Below are 12,905 nucleotides of genomic sequence, written 5' to 3'. Positions count from 1 at the left end.
CCGAACCCCCGACCAAGTGAGGTCCGAAGCCGATGTTCTTCCCGAACTCCAGCGCGATGGACGCCACCGCGACCAGCGGCGGCCCGATCACCGTGCTGCCGCAGATCGTCACCGGCCAGCCCGAGCAGATCGCCAAGCACGTCCTCGACCTGCTGCACAAGGCCGCCGAGCTGACATCGCTCTACACCGAGCTCAGCAAGGCCGCCGACCAGCTCGGCAAGGTCTGGTCCGGCGGGGCGTCGGAATCGGCGCTGCAGAAGATCTCCCACTCGCTCGAGCAGCTCACCAAGATCATCAACGTGATCGAGAAGGGCGCTGAACTGCTCGGCATCTCGGGCACGCTGGTGAAGGCGGCGCAGGAGGCGTACCGGTCGGTGGTCGCGGCGGTGAACCCGACCGTCGCGTCGCTGATGTCGAACTGGTGGACCTACGGCGCGGCGGTCGCGCTTTCCACTGCCACCAGCGCCACGCTCCGCGGATTCATCACCGCGGTCGGCGGTCTGCTGAAGGCGCTCGGCGCGGGCGACCTCGCGAACCAGATCACCCAGGTCGCGACGATCATCGGCGACATCGAAAAGCTGTTCCACCACGGTTCTTCCGACGCCAACGGTGCGGCGGGCAACGCTGCGGTGTCCGGCACTCCGGTCACCGCGCCGCAGCTGCCCGCGCCGGTCGCGAGCGCGTCCGGGCAGGCGGCGATCGGCGGCAGCGGCGGGGGAGTGCCCGGGGGCAACCCGTCGTTCACGAACTACACGCCGCCCGCGTTGTCCAACGGCGGCTGGCCTTCGGGCAGCGGCACTGGCACTGGCGGTTGGCCGTCCGGCGGGGGTGCCGGAGCGGGGGCCAACCCGGGGAACAGCTGGATCCCGGTGGATCCGGCTCCGGCTCCGTCCCCCGCGCCTTCGGTGCCGGGACAGTCGACCGGTGCGCACGAGGTCGTGATCCACACCGACCTGAACACCGGGCAGTCGACGGTCGAAGCTCCGGCCGGGCAGGACGTGGACATCGATGTCGACGTCACCTACCAGGGCAAGCACTTCCAGCAGCACGTCGACATCGACGCGAAGGGCGCATAACCGGTGGCCGTGGACGCGTCCGGAGTCGTCAGCTCGGTGCTGTCGAACTACCGGCAGGTGCTGGTCGAATACCAGCGCCGGGTCACCGGCGACCCGGCGGCGCTCGAAGCGGCGGCGAATCGCTGTGGCACCAACGCGTCCACGATTACCGGCAAAGCCACCGAAATCGCGGACGCTGCCACGGCATTGCACGCTGACTGGGACGGCGCTGCGTACACCGCGTACGCGACAGCTGCTTCCGACGTGGCGCACGCCCTGACCGAAGACGGCACGAAGCTGGCCGATCAGGGCAAGCGGTTGTCGATGGCCGGACAGCTGTTGCGGTGGGCGCGTTCTGGGGTTGACTCGGTTGTCGCGCAGTTCGAGCAGTACGGCACACAGCTGATCAACCAGGCGCGCTCAGCGGATCCGAACGCGGTGGGTGCTTTTATCGCCGCCGCAAGGGATTTGGGCGAGCAGGCGGTCGCTGCGGCCGGGCAGGTCGCCGACGAGCTGTCGGACGCGTTGGCGGAGTTGTTCCCCGCGCCGTGGGCCGGGCCGATGAGCAAGCCGGGCAAGCTGGGCAAACGCAACTACGGCCCGCTGTCCTGGGTCAACGGCGACACCCTCGACGGACGGAAGCGGCCGCGGTCGGCGCCGTCGTGGTTCGGCAATTCCGGCTGGAAGAAGCTGACCTGGAACGGTTTGGAAGGCACCCGCGCTCCGAAGAAGGCCGATACGCCGTTCGGACAGCCGAAGCTGAAGAGCGAGATCGCCCGCGCCACCGAGATCACCTACTACAAGACCGCGCACGAGCAAGACGGCTTCATTCCGGAGTACGACGGGAAAATCTCCTCGCAGGGCTGGGACGCGAAGGCGTCCGGCCACGCTGAGCTGGGGTTCCGGGAGGACATCGGGACCAGTGGAAGCTACGGCGTCGCGCACGGCAGCGCTCGCGGTTCCGCGTTCGCGGGCGGCGAGGTCAGCGCTTCGGGACAGCTGGGGATTCACGGACTTGGCGTGCACGCCAACGCTTTCGCGGGCGGCAAGCTGGAGGGCCAGGTCGCGGCGGATGTCGCGGGGGTCGGCGTCGGCGCTAGCGGGAGCGTCCAATATGGAATCGGCGCTCAGCTCGACGGGCAGTTCGTTTATGACAACGGGCATCTGAAGATGAACTTCAAGGCCGGTGCCGCGCTCGGGCTCGGTGCCGGGCTTGGGGCGAAGATCGACATCGACCTGCCGAAGGTCGGCGCGGCGGTCAGCGAGTACGGCGGCGCGGCAATCGACGCGGTCGGCGACGCGGCGAGCGAGGCGGCCAACGCGCTGGGCGGGGCTTGGGACGACGCGGCGCAGTATGTGGGTTCCTGGTGAGCGCCATGGCTGATCTGGTGACGCTCCCGCTGGGCTTCGACGTCCCCGAGGGCTGGACGCCGGTGCCGCCGATCGCGCCCGGGCTGGTTTTCGTCGCGGTGCACCCGGAACCGGTCGCGGACTTCACGCCGAACATCACGCTCGGCATCCAGCAGCGCGAGGATTCCGTGCCGATGAAGGACATCGCCGACGAGGCCGTCGAACGCCTCGGCCGGACGATGGCGCTGCTGGACGTCCTCGACCGCCAGGAGGTCGGCAGCCCCGCCGCGCCCGGCTGCACCCAGACCTTGCGGATGCGCACCGGCGAAGGCCAGGATCTGCTGCAGATCCAGGTGTTCCTGACCGTGCCCGGTCCGGCCGGGCGGGTCGTGCTGGAACTGGTCTGCACGGCCGATCCGCAGGACGCGCGCACGCTCGTCCCCGACTTCCGGAAGTTCGTCGCCAGCGTGCACGTCCGCCGGGAAACCCCGCAGGAGAAGGAGAACGACGGTGACTGAACCGTATGCCGTGCCGGACATGGACGACCTGCTCGCGCAGGTCCGCAAGCAGACCGAAGAGGTCCAGCGGATCCAGCGCACGGTCGAGGCGATGGAGGTCAAGGCGGCTTCGCGGCAGAACGAGGTGACCGTGACGCTGCGCGGCGACGGCCGGTTCACCTCGGTCGACATCGACCAGCGCGCGATCCGCGAGTTCGACGCACGCACGCTGTCGGAGATCGTCCTCGAAGCGGTGAACGCCGGCCTGCAGAAGCTCGCCGAGGCGAGCAGCGCGAAGTTCGCCCCGGTGATCGAGGCGTCCAGGTCCCAGCTGTGAGCGCGCCGGCCGTCGCCGGGTCGACCCGGCGCGTCACGATCGTCACCCCGCGCGCCAGGGTGGATGTCGCTTTGCCGCAGCAGAGCACGTTCGCCGAACTGGTGCCGCAGCTGGTCCGGCTCGCCGGGGCGGCCGGGCAGGCGTCGGCCGAGCATCCGGGCTGGGTGCTGTCGCGGCTCGGCGGCGCGCCGCTCGCGCTCGGGCTCACCGTGGCCGCCGCGCAGGTGCGCGACGGCGAAGTGCTGCACCTGACCCCGCGTGAACGGCCGCGGGGTCCGTTGCTGTTCGACGACGTGGTCGATTCGATCGCGAGCGTCGGGGAATCCGCGTCGACCACGTGGGGGCCGAAGGTCGCTCGCCGAGCCGGGATCACGACGGCTGCGGTGTTGTTGTTCGCGGGCGGGTTGCTGATCCAGGCCTCGTTGGCGGGCAGCGTGCTCGCGCCGATCGGCACCGGGCTGCTCGCCGTCATTCTGCTGCTCGGCGGCGGCGCGTTGAGCCGGGCATACGGCGATTCGGGCGCGGGTGCGGCCGGTGCGCTGGCCGGGGTCGGTGTGGCGTTCCTGGCCGGAATTTCCTTGCTGCCACCGCATTCGGTGTTCTCGCTCTCCGCCGGGCCGCTTGCCGCGGGACTCGCGGCGGTGACTGTTTACGGTGTGCTGGCCGCGGTTTCGGTGGCGGATCGGTTGCCGTTCTTCGTCGCGGTCGTCGGTTCGGCTGGGATTGGCGCGATCGCGACCGGAGTGGTGCTGCTGACTGGGGCGAAGCCGGTCGCTGCTGCGGCTGTCGCGGCAGTGTTGGCGACGGCGTTGGCTGCTGTAGCGCCGATGCTCGCGCTGCGGCTGGGCCGGATGCCGCTCCCGCGCGTGCCGGACGACATGGAATCCTTCCGCGCCAACGAACAACCGTCGCTCGGCGTGGAAATGGCCGGGCGGACCACGTACGCGCAGGCGTTGCTTACGAGCTTGCTGGTGGCGCTCGGGCTGGTGGTGATCGGTTCGTCGATCGTGCTCGCCACCGGCGGGCCGTGGGAAGCCGGGCTGGCTGCGCTTCTCGGGACGGCGTGGATCCAGCGTTCGCGCGCGTATGCCGGACGCACGCAACGGCTAGTGCTGGTGGGTTTCGGCCTCATTGCCTTGCTGACCGCGGGTTTCTGGCTGATCGCGGCTAATCAGCGGATCGCGCTGCTCGCGGTCGGGCTGACGCTGGTGCTGGCCGCGGTGGTGTCGCTGTTCTACGCGACGCGGGTCGCGCGCGGGGTGCGGTCGCCGTATTGGTCGCGGTTGCTGGATATTTCGGAGTTCCTGGTGCTGTTGTCGCTGGTGCCGTTCGTGGCGTTGATCGCGGGGGTGTACGAGGCGGTCAGCGGCTGAGCGGACTCGCGGCTTTCAGCGTGCGCAGAACCGGCGCGGTTTCGCAGGAGCGGATGCCGGGCAGCGCGCCCAGCCGGTGGGTGAGGTAACGGTGCAGCGCTGGGGGATCGGCGCAGAGGGCGTGCGCGAGCAGGTTTGTCGGCCCGGTGGTCGCGGCGACGACGGCTAGCTCGCGGTGGGTGGCAAGGTCGGTGGCTACCGCGTCGAGATCGGCCGGGGCCACGGCCATCCACAGCAGAGCTTGCGTCGTTGCGCCGAAGAGCCGGGCGTCGATTTCCACGTCGAAGTAAAGGGTTTCGGCCGCGCGCAGGTCGGTGATGCGGCGGGCGACGGTGGCGGCGGACCAGCCGGTAATGGCCGCCAGCTCGGTCTGGCCGAGGCGGCCGTCTCGCTGCAGAGCGGTGAGCAGAGGTTCGTCGGCGGCGGTCGCTTGCGCAGATGTGGCGCGGGTTTCCGGTTCCAGCTGACCGCGTTGGGCGTCGGTCAGGACTTCGGCGCGGCCCAGCCAGGCGGTCGGCCCGCCGTGATACAGGTGCAGCAGCTGGTGCGCGGAGACGGCGGTGATGCCGGTCGTGCGCGGGATGTCGTGCAGCAGCAGGCCGTGCTCGGAACCGTTGGCGGAATGGACGATGACGCAGATTTCCGTGCCGCCGCCGGCGAGCTTGACCCAGGTCGTGTCGGTGCGCCGAACTAGCGCGTCGGCGACCCGTTGCGCGACGGCCGGGACGACGGTGAGCCGCACGAGCCACTGCGTCTGCCCGGCGCGATGCGGCGCGGCCAGCCCGACGACGCGCAGTCCGGCTTCGGCGCGCAGCCGCCGGTAACGGCGGGCGACGGTCTGGGTCGAGACGCCGAGGACGGTCCCGATCCGCGCGAACGGGGCGCGGCCGTCGATCTGGAGCGCGTGGACGAGGGCGTGGTCGAGGTCGTCGAGCATGGCTTGATTCTGCACCAATCTGTCCTCAATGGAAGATTTCCGCTCGTTCGAGCTGGTGGCTGGAATCCTTCGCGGCCGCTGTCCAGGCTGGCGGCATGACCGACTCACGCCGCTGGGCCGCGCTCGCGGTCCTGCTCGTCGCGGAAGCGATGAACCTCCTCGACACCACCATCGTCCAGGTCGCCGCGCCTGCCGTGCACGCCGAACTGGGCGGTGCGATCTCCTTCTACACCGTCGGATACACGCTGCCCTTCGCGCTCCTGCTGATCACCGGCGGACGTCTCGGTGACCTTCTCGGCCGACGCCGCACTTTCCAGTTCGGCATGGCCGGTTTCGTCCTCGCCTCGGCCCTGTGCGCGGCCGCGACCACGCCGGGGTTCCTGCTGGTTTTCCGTGCGCTGCAAGGGGCTTGCGCCGCGTTGGTGATCCCGCAGACGATCGGCCTGATCCGCGTCCTGTTCGACGGCGCGGCCCGGGCTCGCGCGCTCGGCATGATCGGTCCGGTGATGGGACTGGCCGCGGTGAGCGGTCCCGTCCTCGGCGGACTGCTGACCGACGCCTGGACGTGGCGGTCGGTGTTCCTGGTGAACGTCCCGCTCGGAATCGCCGTGCTCGCTGCGTCCGGCCTGCTCACCGAAGACCGGTCCGCCGCCCGGCCGCGGCTCGACCTGCTCGGGACCGCCTTGGTCGTCGTGGGCGCCGGGCTCGTGGTCTACCCGCTCCTCACGCAGTGGAACGGCTACCTCGTCGCCGCCGGGATAGTTGTCCTCGTGGTTTTCGCGCTGCAGCAACGGTTTCGCGGTGGTCTGATCGAGCGCAGCCTGTTTCGCGGCCTGGGCTTCCCTGCTGGACTGCTGACGTCAGTGCTGTTCTTCGCCGTGATGACCGGCTTGACCCAAGTCGTCGTCCTGTTCCTGCAACTGACCCAGCACGCGGACGCGCGCACCGCGGGACTCTCGTTGCTGCCGTGGTCCTGCGGCCTGGCCGTATCGTCCTTTGTGGCCGGACGCTGGCTCGTCCCGCGCTACGGCACCCGGATTCTCTTTGCTGGCGTGGGTTTCCTGGCTCTTGGCATCGTCGGGATCGCGCTCGGCTGGCCGCTGCTCGTCCCGCTGGCGGTCGCTGGCACGGGGACCGGTCTGTTCACCGTGCCGTTTTTCACCGCCGCGCTGGCCCTCGTCCGTCCCTCGGAGACGGGGTCGGCCGCGGGCCTGCTGAACGCGGTGCAGCAACTCGGCGGCACCGTAGGAGTCGCTGTGCTGACAACGGTTTTCCTCGCGACCGATGTCAAAGTCGCGTGCTGGACGGCCGTCGGCCTGACCGTCGCGGCCGGATTGACGGCGGTCGGGCTCATCCGCGGAACGCGCGCCGATAGTCCGTCGGAGCCGTCCCCAGCCGGAGTGTGAAATGGCGGCGGAGGTTGGCCGCCGAGCCGAGGCCGCTGCGTTCGCCGATCAGGCTGATCGGCAGGTCGGTGGATTCCAGCAGGCTGCGGGCGTGCAGAACGCGCTGGTCGAGCAGCCATTGCAACGGCGTCGTCCCGGTGGCTTCGCGGAACCGGCGGACGAACGTGCGCGGGCTGACCCCGGCCTGGCGGGCCAGCTGTTCGACGGTCAGCGGCTGGTCGAGGTGCCGCGTCGCCCAGTGCAGCACCGGACCGAGACCGGCGTCGTCGGTCTCCGGCACGGTGGCGGAAACGTACTGCGCCTGCCCGCCGCCGCGATGCGCGGGCAGCACCATCCGGCGCGCGACCTCGTTGGCGACGTGCGCGCCGAGGTCGCTGCGGACGACGTGCAGGCACAGGTCGATTCCGGCGCTGCGTCCGGCGCTGGTGAGCACCTGCCCGTCGTCCACGTACAGCACCGACGCGTCTACCTGGACCTGCGGATGCAGCATGCCGAGGGTGGCGGCGTACATCCAATGCGTCGCCGCGCGCCTGCCGTCCAGCAGCCCCGCCGCCGCGAGCGCGAACGCGCCAGTGCACAGCGAGACGATCCGCGCGCCCGCCTCCGCTGCCTCCCGGATCGCGCTGACCAGATTCGCCGGGATGGGCTGTCCAGTTTGGACACACGCGTACGGCAACGCGGGCACCAGCACGGTGTCGGCGTCCTTGAGCGTGTCGAGACTGTGCCCGGCGTGGTGCCGGAAGCCGAACTCGGTTCGGGTTTCCGGCTTGGCCGCGCAGAACCGCAGCTCGTACCAGGGGTCGGCGAGGTCGGTCCTGGACGGCCCGAACACCTCCGCCGCGATGGCCAGCTCGAACAGCGGCATGTCGTCGACCAGCGCGACCGCGACGGTTCGCATGGGTGCGAGGATACGGCAGGAATTAAGCGAAAGGAGTCAGTCCTGCCACTCGCTCTTGCCGGGGCGGGGTGGCAGATTCGCTGCCGTGACCGTCGTGGAGCTTCGTCAGTACACCCTCCGTCCGGGGCAACGGGACGTCCTGATCGACCTGTTCGACCGTGAGCTGCTGGAACCGCAGGAAGCGGCGGGCTGCACGATCGTCGGCCAATTCCGCGACGAGGACGACCCGGACCGCTTCGTGTGGTTCCGCTCGTTCCCGGACATGACGGCCCGGCACGCCGCGCTGACCGCGTTCTACCTCGAAGGCGAGGCCTGGCGGACACATCGCGACGCCGCCAACGCCACCATGCTCGACAGCGACAACGTCCTGCTGCTGCGTCCCGAAGTCGACTTCCCGCCGTTGCCCCGGCCAGCTGGTGCCGCGTCATCGCGAATCCTGGTGCTCATCGGCCCGGCTTCGACGGAATTTGTTGCACCTTTCGCTTCCCTCGTCACCGAGCCAGCGGAGAACACCTTCCGCGCGCTGCCGGTGCGGGAAGGAGAGAACGTCCGGGTAGGAGTCTGGGTTTTCCCCGACCTTGCCGCGCGGCAGGCCTTCGAACGCGGGTTGGTTATGCCCGACGTGCAGCGGCTCCGCTTGGCTCCGACGTCGCGGTCCTCGCTTCGCTGATCCGCTGTGCGACCAGCCGATCGATGCGCTGCCAGGCCGGACTTTCGAGATGTTTCGAGAGAAGCTCGACGATTTGGCGGGGCACCTTCCGGAAGTCCGGCAGATCAGACGGCAACGTCATCCGCTGCGCGAGCTTCGCTGCGGTGTCGGCAATCGCTTCGAGCCGGGGATCGTCGGTACTCCACTCGATTGCCTCGTCGTACGCGCGGAGAACGGCGAGGTACTCCGGATCGTCCAGCAACTTGATGCGACTGGCGAGGATCTCGCGGCTGATGTCCGGGGCCAGCGCACAGGCGAGGATCCAACCGTCACGGATCGCGTTCTCATGGCGCTTCGACAGCCCCACCGGCCTTAGCCGCTCCATGAACGCGACGGCTTCGGGCGGGAGACAGAGCCGGTCAGGCTGATCGAGATCCCGCAACCGGACACGACGCTGCTGGAGCTGCCGGATCCGGTCGCGCAACTCGGCGTCGATCTGCTCAAGCGCGGTTTCGTCGGCGTTGAGCACCTGCGGGATACGCGCCAGCGGGACGCCCGCCTGGGCGAGCGTGACGATGCGGGCGAGGTCGATGACCGCCTGCGCGTCGTAACGGCGGTACCCGGCGGCGTCGCGTTCGGGCTCGGGAAGCAGCCCCTTCGCGTGATAGACGCGGACAGCCTTGGCCGAAACCCCGGCGTGACGGGCGAGCTGGCCGATGGTGAGCATGTCTCCAGTATCGCGCTTGACCTTGTCCCTGGGGCAAGGTTGGAAGCTGGCCGCATGGCTGATTACGACACCCTGCGCGCGCTCGCCGACGAGGGAAACGAGACCGCACTGGACCGCCTGGCCGACCTCGCCGACGGCCGCGGCGACCTGGCCGAACTGTCGGATCTCCTGGACGAGGGCAGCGAACACGCGGGCCGGTTGCTGACCCGGCGGGCAGTGGAGAACCGCGATCTGCGGGAACTGCAGCGGCTTTCGGACGCGGGGAGCAGCGAGGCCGAGAGCGAACTGGAACGACTGCTTCGCGCTGATTAACTCGCTTTGCCCCGGGCGGCGGGCTTGGCAGGGTTGGCGCATGCCGATCGCCGACCTGACCCCGGACGCCCGCGCCGAACTGGCGTGGCTGGAGAACATCTACCCCTCGGCGGGCTATACCGGGCCGGGGCACGTCGTGCGCCAGCTCCTGCCCAGCGGCTATCCGGTCTACCTGCGGATCCTGCACGCGTTCGCCCATTCCGACGATGACACGGACCTGCGGAGCTGGGCGAGCCTGGCGGCGCGGATCGGGCTGGAAATCCACCCGGAAACGTGCCACCGGACCCTTGCCCGAGCCGATGTCGCCACCGGGCCTCGGCAATGGCTGACCCAGAGCGGCCGGCTGTTCCCTCGCGAGCAGCGCGCGCTGAGCAGCGTCCTGGCCGAAGCTTCGGGCACCTCGGACGTCTTTTTCGGCTACGACGTTTCCGCCGACGCGGCGGGCGGGATACCCCATCTCGTCATCGCAGCGCCGCTGGACGGTCTCGATGAACTGCGAAAGCGCGTCGACGACGAGGTCGGCATCGAAAGCGGCCCGGACTACTGGATGCCCCGTGGCCACGCCTGGGTCGTCTGCTCCGATCACGACCTCGTGTCCACCTACGTGGCGTGTGATGAGGACGTCGCGCGGGCGATCTTCGCGCATCCGGACCTCGAGGCGCTGCCCGTGACGCTCGAGACGCGCATCGACTTCGGCGCAGACCCTTCCTGACCCTCAGGTGAGCGCGAGCGGCAACGTCCGCCGCACCGCCGCCCCATGCTCGCCATGCAGCGGAACCACCGAAACCCCCTGCGGCACCGGCACTTCCTCCGCCCGAGCCCCCACCCGAATGGTCAGCTCAAGCTCCTCCCGCCCACCCGGCGTCCGCCGCAACGTCGCAGAAGTAGCGGTAAACGCCGCCCCCGGCACCGCCACCCCCAGCGTCCGCGAGAGACCCCGCGCAGACCGAGGCGAGTAGCACGTCTGCGTAAGCCCGCCCCACTTCCACGCACGCCACAAATCCCCGTCGGAGCGCGGGTCGCCGGTCGAAACCCCCAACGCCACCCGAAGCTCGTTGGTCAGCTCGCCAGCCTCCAGCACCGTCGACGGATACCCCGACTCTGCCAGCGCCACCATCAAGCTCAACGCAGCACTCGCGGTACTCCGCAACGCCCCCAGCTCACCGCCACCCCGGGCGAGGGCGGCGATCGGCGCGTCCTCAGGCCGGTAGCGCACCGCGAGCCAGCGCACCCGGTACACGCGCGAATCCCTTGGCACCGCCCACGTCAGCAGCTGCACGGCGGCCAGCGGGATGTCCGTGTTCTGGAACGTCGTGCGGAGGATCGCCAGCAGCTCGTCCGTCGACGGCTCGCCGGCACCAGGGGTGAGGCGGACGATCGCGCTCCAGTCGCCGTCGACCTCGGCGACGCCGAAGCGGTTGCCCGCGCGGTCGACGTGCTGGCGGACCTTCACCGGACCGGCGATGCGCAGCAGGGCGTCGGGACTGTCGCGACGGCTGTCGTGGCGGCGCAGGCGATGCGCGAGCCACGTCCACGCCCATCCGGCGAAATGCCGTCCGGCGACCCGCACCGACGTCGTCACCACCAGCAGCCCGGCCAGCGCGGCGACGGTGATCCGCACCGGCTGGGCCAGGCCGTGCACGGTGAACGCGAGCAGCAGCGCCAGCGCGGCGATCTCCCACCCGGCCGCCTGCAGCGGGCGGATCGGCAGCAGCCACGGCCACGGCGCGGTGCCCGAAATCCCGGGCGTCCCGGGTGCGCGGGCATGAGCCGGGGCAGGCGGCGCGGACACGGACAACGCATTCCCCTCTTCCCCGGGCAGCGACCCGGCCCCGCGAACGCTAGCGTCCTCGCGCGGGCGCGTGGGCGTAAAAATTACCCTCGTGCGCGTCGGAGGAGCTGTCTAGCCTGCGCGAGAAGCGGATGTGATCTCCAGGGGGCCGGGACAGCGTGTGGACGCAGCGGGACCAGATCCAGGCGTACCAGTTCCTGCGCCGCCGTCTCGTGTCCGCGCTCGTCGCCGCGGACGCCAACCATCCGGTGTCGCCCAGCCGCCGGCTCGTGCTCGGCACGGTGCTCGGCGTCGGCGCGGCGCTGCTCGTGACGGCGGTATTCGGGGTGATCGGCCTGGTCAGCCCGTCCGGCGGGAAGGACTGGCTGGCCGGCGGCAAAGTGATCGTGGAAGCCGACAGCGGCGCGAGATTCGTGCTCGGCGCGGACGGCGCGGTGCACCCGGTGCTCAACTACGCGTCCGCGCGGCTGCTCGCCGGCGGCAACGGCCATGAGACCGTCACGGTGCCCGCCGAAAAGCTCGGCACCGCCCCGCGCGGCACGCAGATCGGGATCGTCGGCGCGCCGGATTCGTTGCCCAGCACGCTGATCACCACCCCGTGGATCAGTTGCAGCCGCACCACCCAGGACGCGCCCGCCTCGGCCGAACCGCTCGTCGCCGTGCTGCTGGAAGCGGCGGCGTCCGGGGTCGAGCTGCCGCGCGATTCGGGTGTGATCGTCCGCGTCCCGCAGGGCGGCCGGTTCCTCCTCGCGGGCGGCCACCGGTACCGGCTGAGCGACACCGCCGCGGCAGCCCTGCAATTCGACAGCTACCCGACGATCACCGTGTCCGCGCGCTGGATCGACACCGTGCCCGCCGGACGCGACCTCGGCGAGATCCCCGTGGACGGCGCGGGAAACCGCGGCCCGCGCGTCGGAACGCAGGAGACACGCGTCGGCCAGGTGCTGTCGGTCGTCGACCCGATGGCCGCGCCCGCCAACGCCTCGACCTACTACCTCGTCCGCCCGGACGGTCTCGAACCCGTCGGCCAGACCGAGGCCGCGCTGCTCGTCGCTACCTCGGCGAACGAATCGGCGTATTCGGGCCGGCAGGAACCCGCGCGGGTGCGTGCCGCGGACGTCGCGTCGGTGAAGAAGGTCAGCGAATCCCGCCCGGGCGGCGCGGATCCCGCCGCGTATCCGGACCGGATCCCCGGCAAAGCGCCGATCACCGGCAGCGCGGTGACCCTGTGCGCGCAGAACGGCCGCGTGACGGTCTCGGCGGATCTCCCCGTCCCGTCCGGCGCCCGCGCGCTGCCGGTGCAGAGCCGGACGGACGCCCGGGTCGCGGACGTCGTCTACGTCCCGCCCTCGCGCGGCGCGGTCGCGACGGACGCCGGGTCCGGCACGATTTATCTCGTCACGGACACAGGACGAAAATATCCGGTGGCGAACGGGACGGCGCTCACGTCGCTGGGCTACGGTTCTGGGTCCGGGCATCCGGTCGCGGGCGGGCTTCTCGCGCTGATGCCGACCGGTCCCGCGCTCGATCCCGCCGTGGCCGGGCAGCCTGCGGGGACGGGGTGAGCGAGCC

General features: G+C 70.4%; 14 protein-coding genes. 10 read left to right on the top strand and 4 right to left on the bottom strand.

All coding sequences use genetic code 11. From position 1 onward, the window contains the following. Positions 1-32: 32 nt before the first annotated feature. From ACWDNU_RS08805 to eccD, 5 genes are read left to right on the top strand one after another with little or no spacing between them, the layout of a single operon-like run. On the top strand, positions 33-1,076 hold the full coding sequence (locus ACWDNU_RS08805; protein WP_449668351.1) for a WXG100 family type VII secretion target: 1,044 nt from the start codon (positions 33-35) through the stop codon (positions 1,074-1,076). 3 nt (positions 1,077-1,079) lie between these two features. Then, positions 1,080-2,426, top strand: coding sequence for a WXG100 family type VII secretion target (locus tag ACWDNU_RS08800; protein WP_449668350.1), 1,347 nt, complete (start codon positions 1,080-1,082; stop codon positions 2,424-2,426). A gap of 5 nt (positions 2,427-2,431) precedes the next feature. Beyond that, positions 2,432-2,923 carry a hypothetical protein gene (locus ACWDNU_RS08795; protein ID WP_370939205.1) on the top strand — a complete coding sequence of 164 codons (492 nt, stop codon included), beginning with the start codon at positions 2,432-2,434 and terminating at the stop codon, positions 2,921-2,923. Next, the gene (locus ACWDNU_RS08790; RefSeq protein ID WP_370939204.1) at positions 2,916-3,239 is read left to right on the top strand and encodes a YbaB/EbfC family nucleoid-associated protein; all 324 of its coding nucleotides are present in this window, start codon (positions 2,916-2,918) and stop codon (positions 3,237-3,239) included. The genes ACWDNU_RS08795 and ACWDNU_RS08790 overlap by 8 nt, the downstream gene beginning before the upstream one ends. After that, positions 3,236-4,612, top strand: a complete 1,377-nt coding sequence (gene eccD / locus ACWDNU_RS08785; protein WP_449668349.1) for a type VII secretion integral membrane protein EccD — start codon at positions 3,236-3,238, stop codon at positions 4,610-4,612. The genes ACWDNU_RS08790 and eccD overlap by 4 nt, the downstream gene beginning before the upstream one ends. Here the strand turns inward: eccD and ACWDNU_RS08780 are convergent. Further along, a complete protein-coding gene (locus ACWDNU_RS08780) occupies positions 4,602-5,564 on the bottom strand; it encodes an Lrp/AsnC family transcriptional regulator (protein WP_449668348.1) in 963 nt (320 codons plus the stop codon). The genes eccD and ACWDNU_RS08780 overlap by 11 nt on opposite strands. Positions 5,565-5,644: 80 nt before the next feature. Between ACWDNU_RS08780 and ACWDNU_RS08775 the strand changes: the two genes are divergently transcribed. Next, on the top strand, positions 5,645-6,955 hold the full coding sequence (locus ACWDNU_RS08775) for an MFS transporter (RefSeq protein ID WP_449668347.1): 1,311 nt from the start codon (positions 5,645-5,647) through the stop codon (positions 6,953-6,955). Here the strand turns inward: ACWDNU_RS08775 and ACWDNU_RS08770 are convergent. Continuing rightward, positions 6,900-7,853, bottom strand: a complete 954-nt coding sequence (locus ACWDNU_RS08770) for a helix-turn-helix domain-containing protein (RefSeq protein WP_449668346.1) — start codon at positions 7,851-7,853, stop codon at positions 6,900-6,902. The two genes, ACWDNU_RS08775 and ACWDNU_RS08770, sit on opposite strands and share 56 nt — an antisense overlap. 85 nt (positions 7,854-7,938) lie before the next feature. Between ACWDNU_RS08770 and ACWDNU_RS08765 the strand changes: the two genes are divergently transcribed. Next, positions 7,939-8,523, top strand: coding sequence for an NIPSNAP family protein (locus tag ACWDNU_RS08765; RefSeq protein WP_449668345.1), 585 nt, complete (start codon positions 7,939-7,941; stop codon positions 8,521-8,523). Here ACWDNU_RS08765 and ACWDNU_RS08760 read toward each other — a convergent pair. Next, positions 8,465-9,229 (bottom strand): MerR family transcriptional regulator, encoded by a 765-nt coding sequence (locus ACWDNU_RS08760; protein WP_449668344.1) that lies wholly within the window; start codon positions 9,227-9,229, stop codon positions 8,465-8,467. The two genes, ACWDNU_RS08765 and ACWDNU_RS08760, sit on opposite strands and share 59 nt — an antisense overlap. A gap of 54 nt (positions 9,230-9,283) precedes the next feature. On the opposite strand from ACWDNU_RS08760, the gene ACWDNU_RS08755 reads away from it, so the two are divergent. Together ACWDNU_RS08755 and ACWDNU_RS08750 are read left to right on the top strand one after the other, a co-directional pair. Next, on the top strand, positions 9,284-9,541 hold the full coding sequence (locus ACWDNU_RS08755; protein ID WP_370939196.1) for a hypothetical protein: 258 nt from the start codon (positions 9,284-9,286) through the stop codon (positions 9,539-9,541). A gap of 40 nt (positions 9,542-9,581) precedes the next feature. Continuing rightward, complete coding sequence (locus ACWDNU_RS08750; RefSeq protein WP_449668343.1) at positions 9,582-10,253, top strand: hypothetical protein; 672 nt, start codon at positions 9,582-9,584, stop codon at positions 10,251-10,253. A 3-nt stretch (positions 10,254-10,256) separates the two neighbouring features. Here the strand turns inward: ACWDNU_RS08750 and ACWDNU_RS08745 are convergent, their stop codons facing one another. Next, positions 10,257-11,339 (bottom strand): type VII secretion protein EccE, encoded by a 1,083-nt coding sequence (locus ACWDNU_RS08745; RefSeq protein WP_449668342.1) that lies wholly within the window; start codon positions 11,337-11,339, stop codon positions 10,257-10,259. A gap of 152 nt (positions 11,340-11,491) precedes the next feature. Between ACWDNU_RS08745 and eccB the strand changes: the two genes are divergently transcribed. Beyond that, positions 11,492-12,898, top strand: a complete 1,407-nt coding sequence (gene eccB / locus ACWDNU_RS08740; protein WP_449668341.1) for a type VII secretion protein EccB — start codon at positions 11,492-11,494, stop codon at positions 12,896-12,898. Positions 12,899-12,905 lie beyond the last annotated feature (7 nt).

This window comes from Amycolatopsis sp. NPDC003676 (assembly GCF_053587275.1).
Note: the sequence above shows the minus strand (reverse complement) of the source record. Positions and strands in the feature narration are given on the sequence as shown.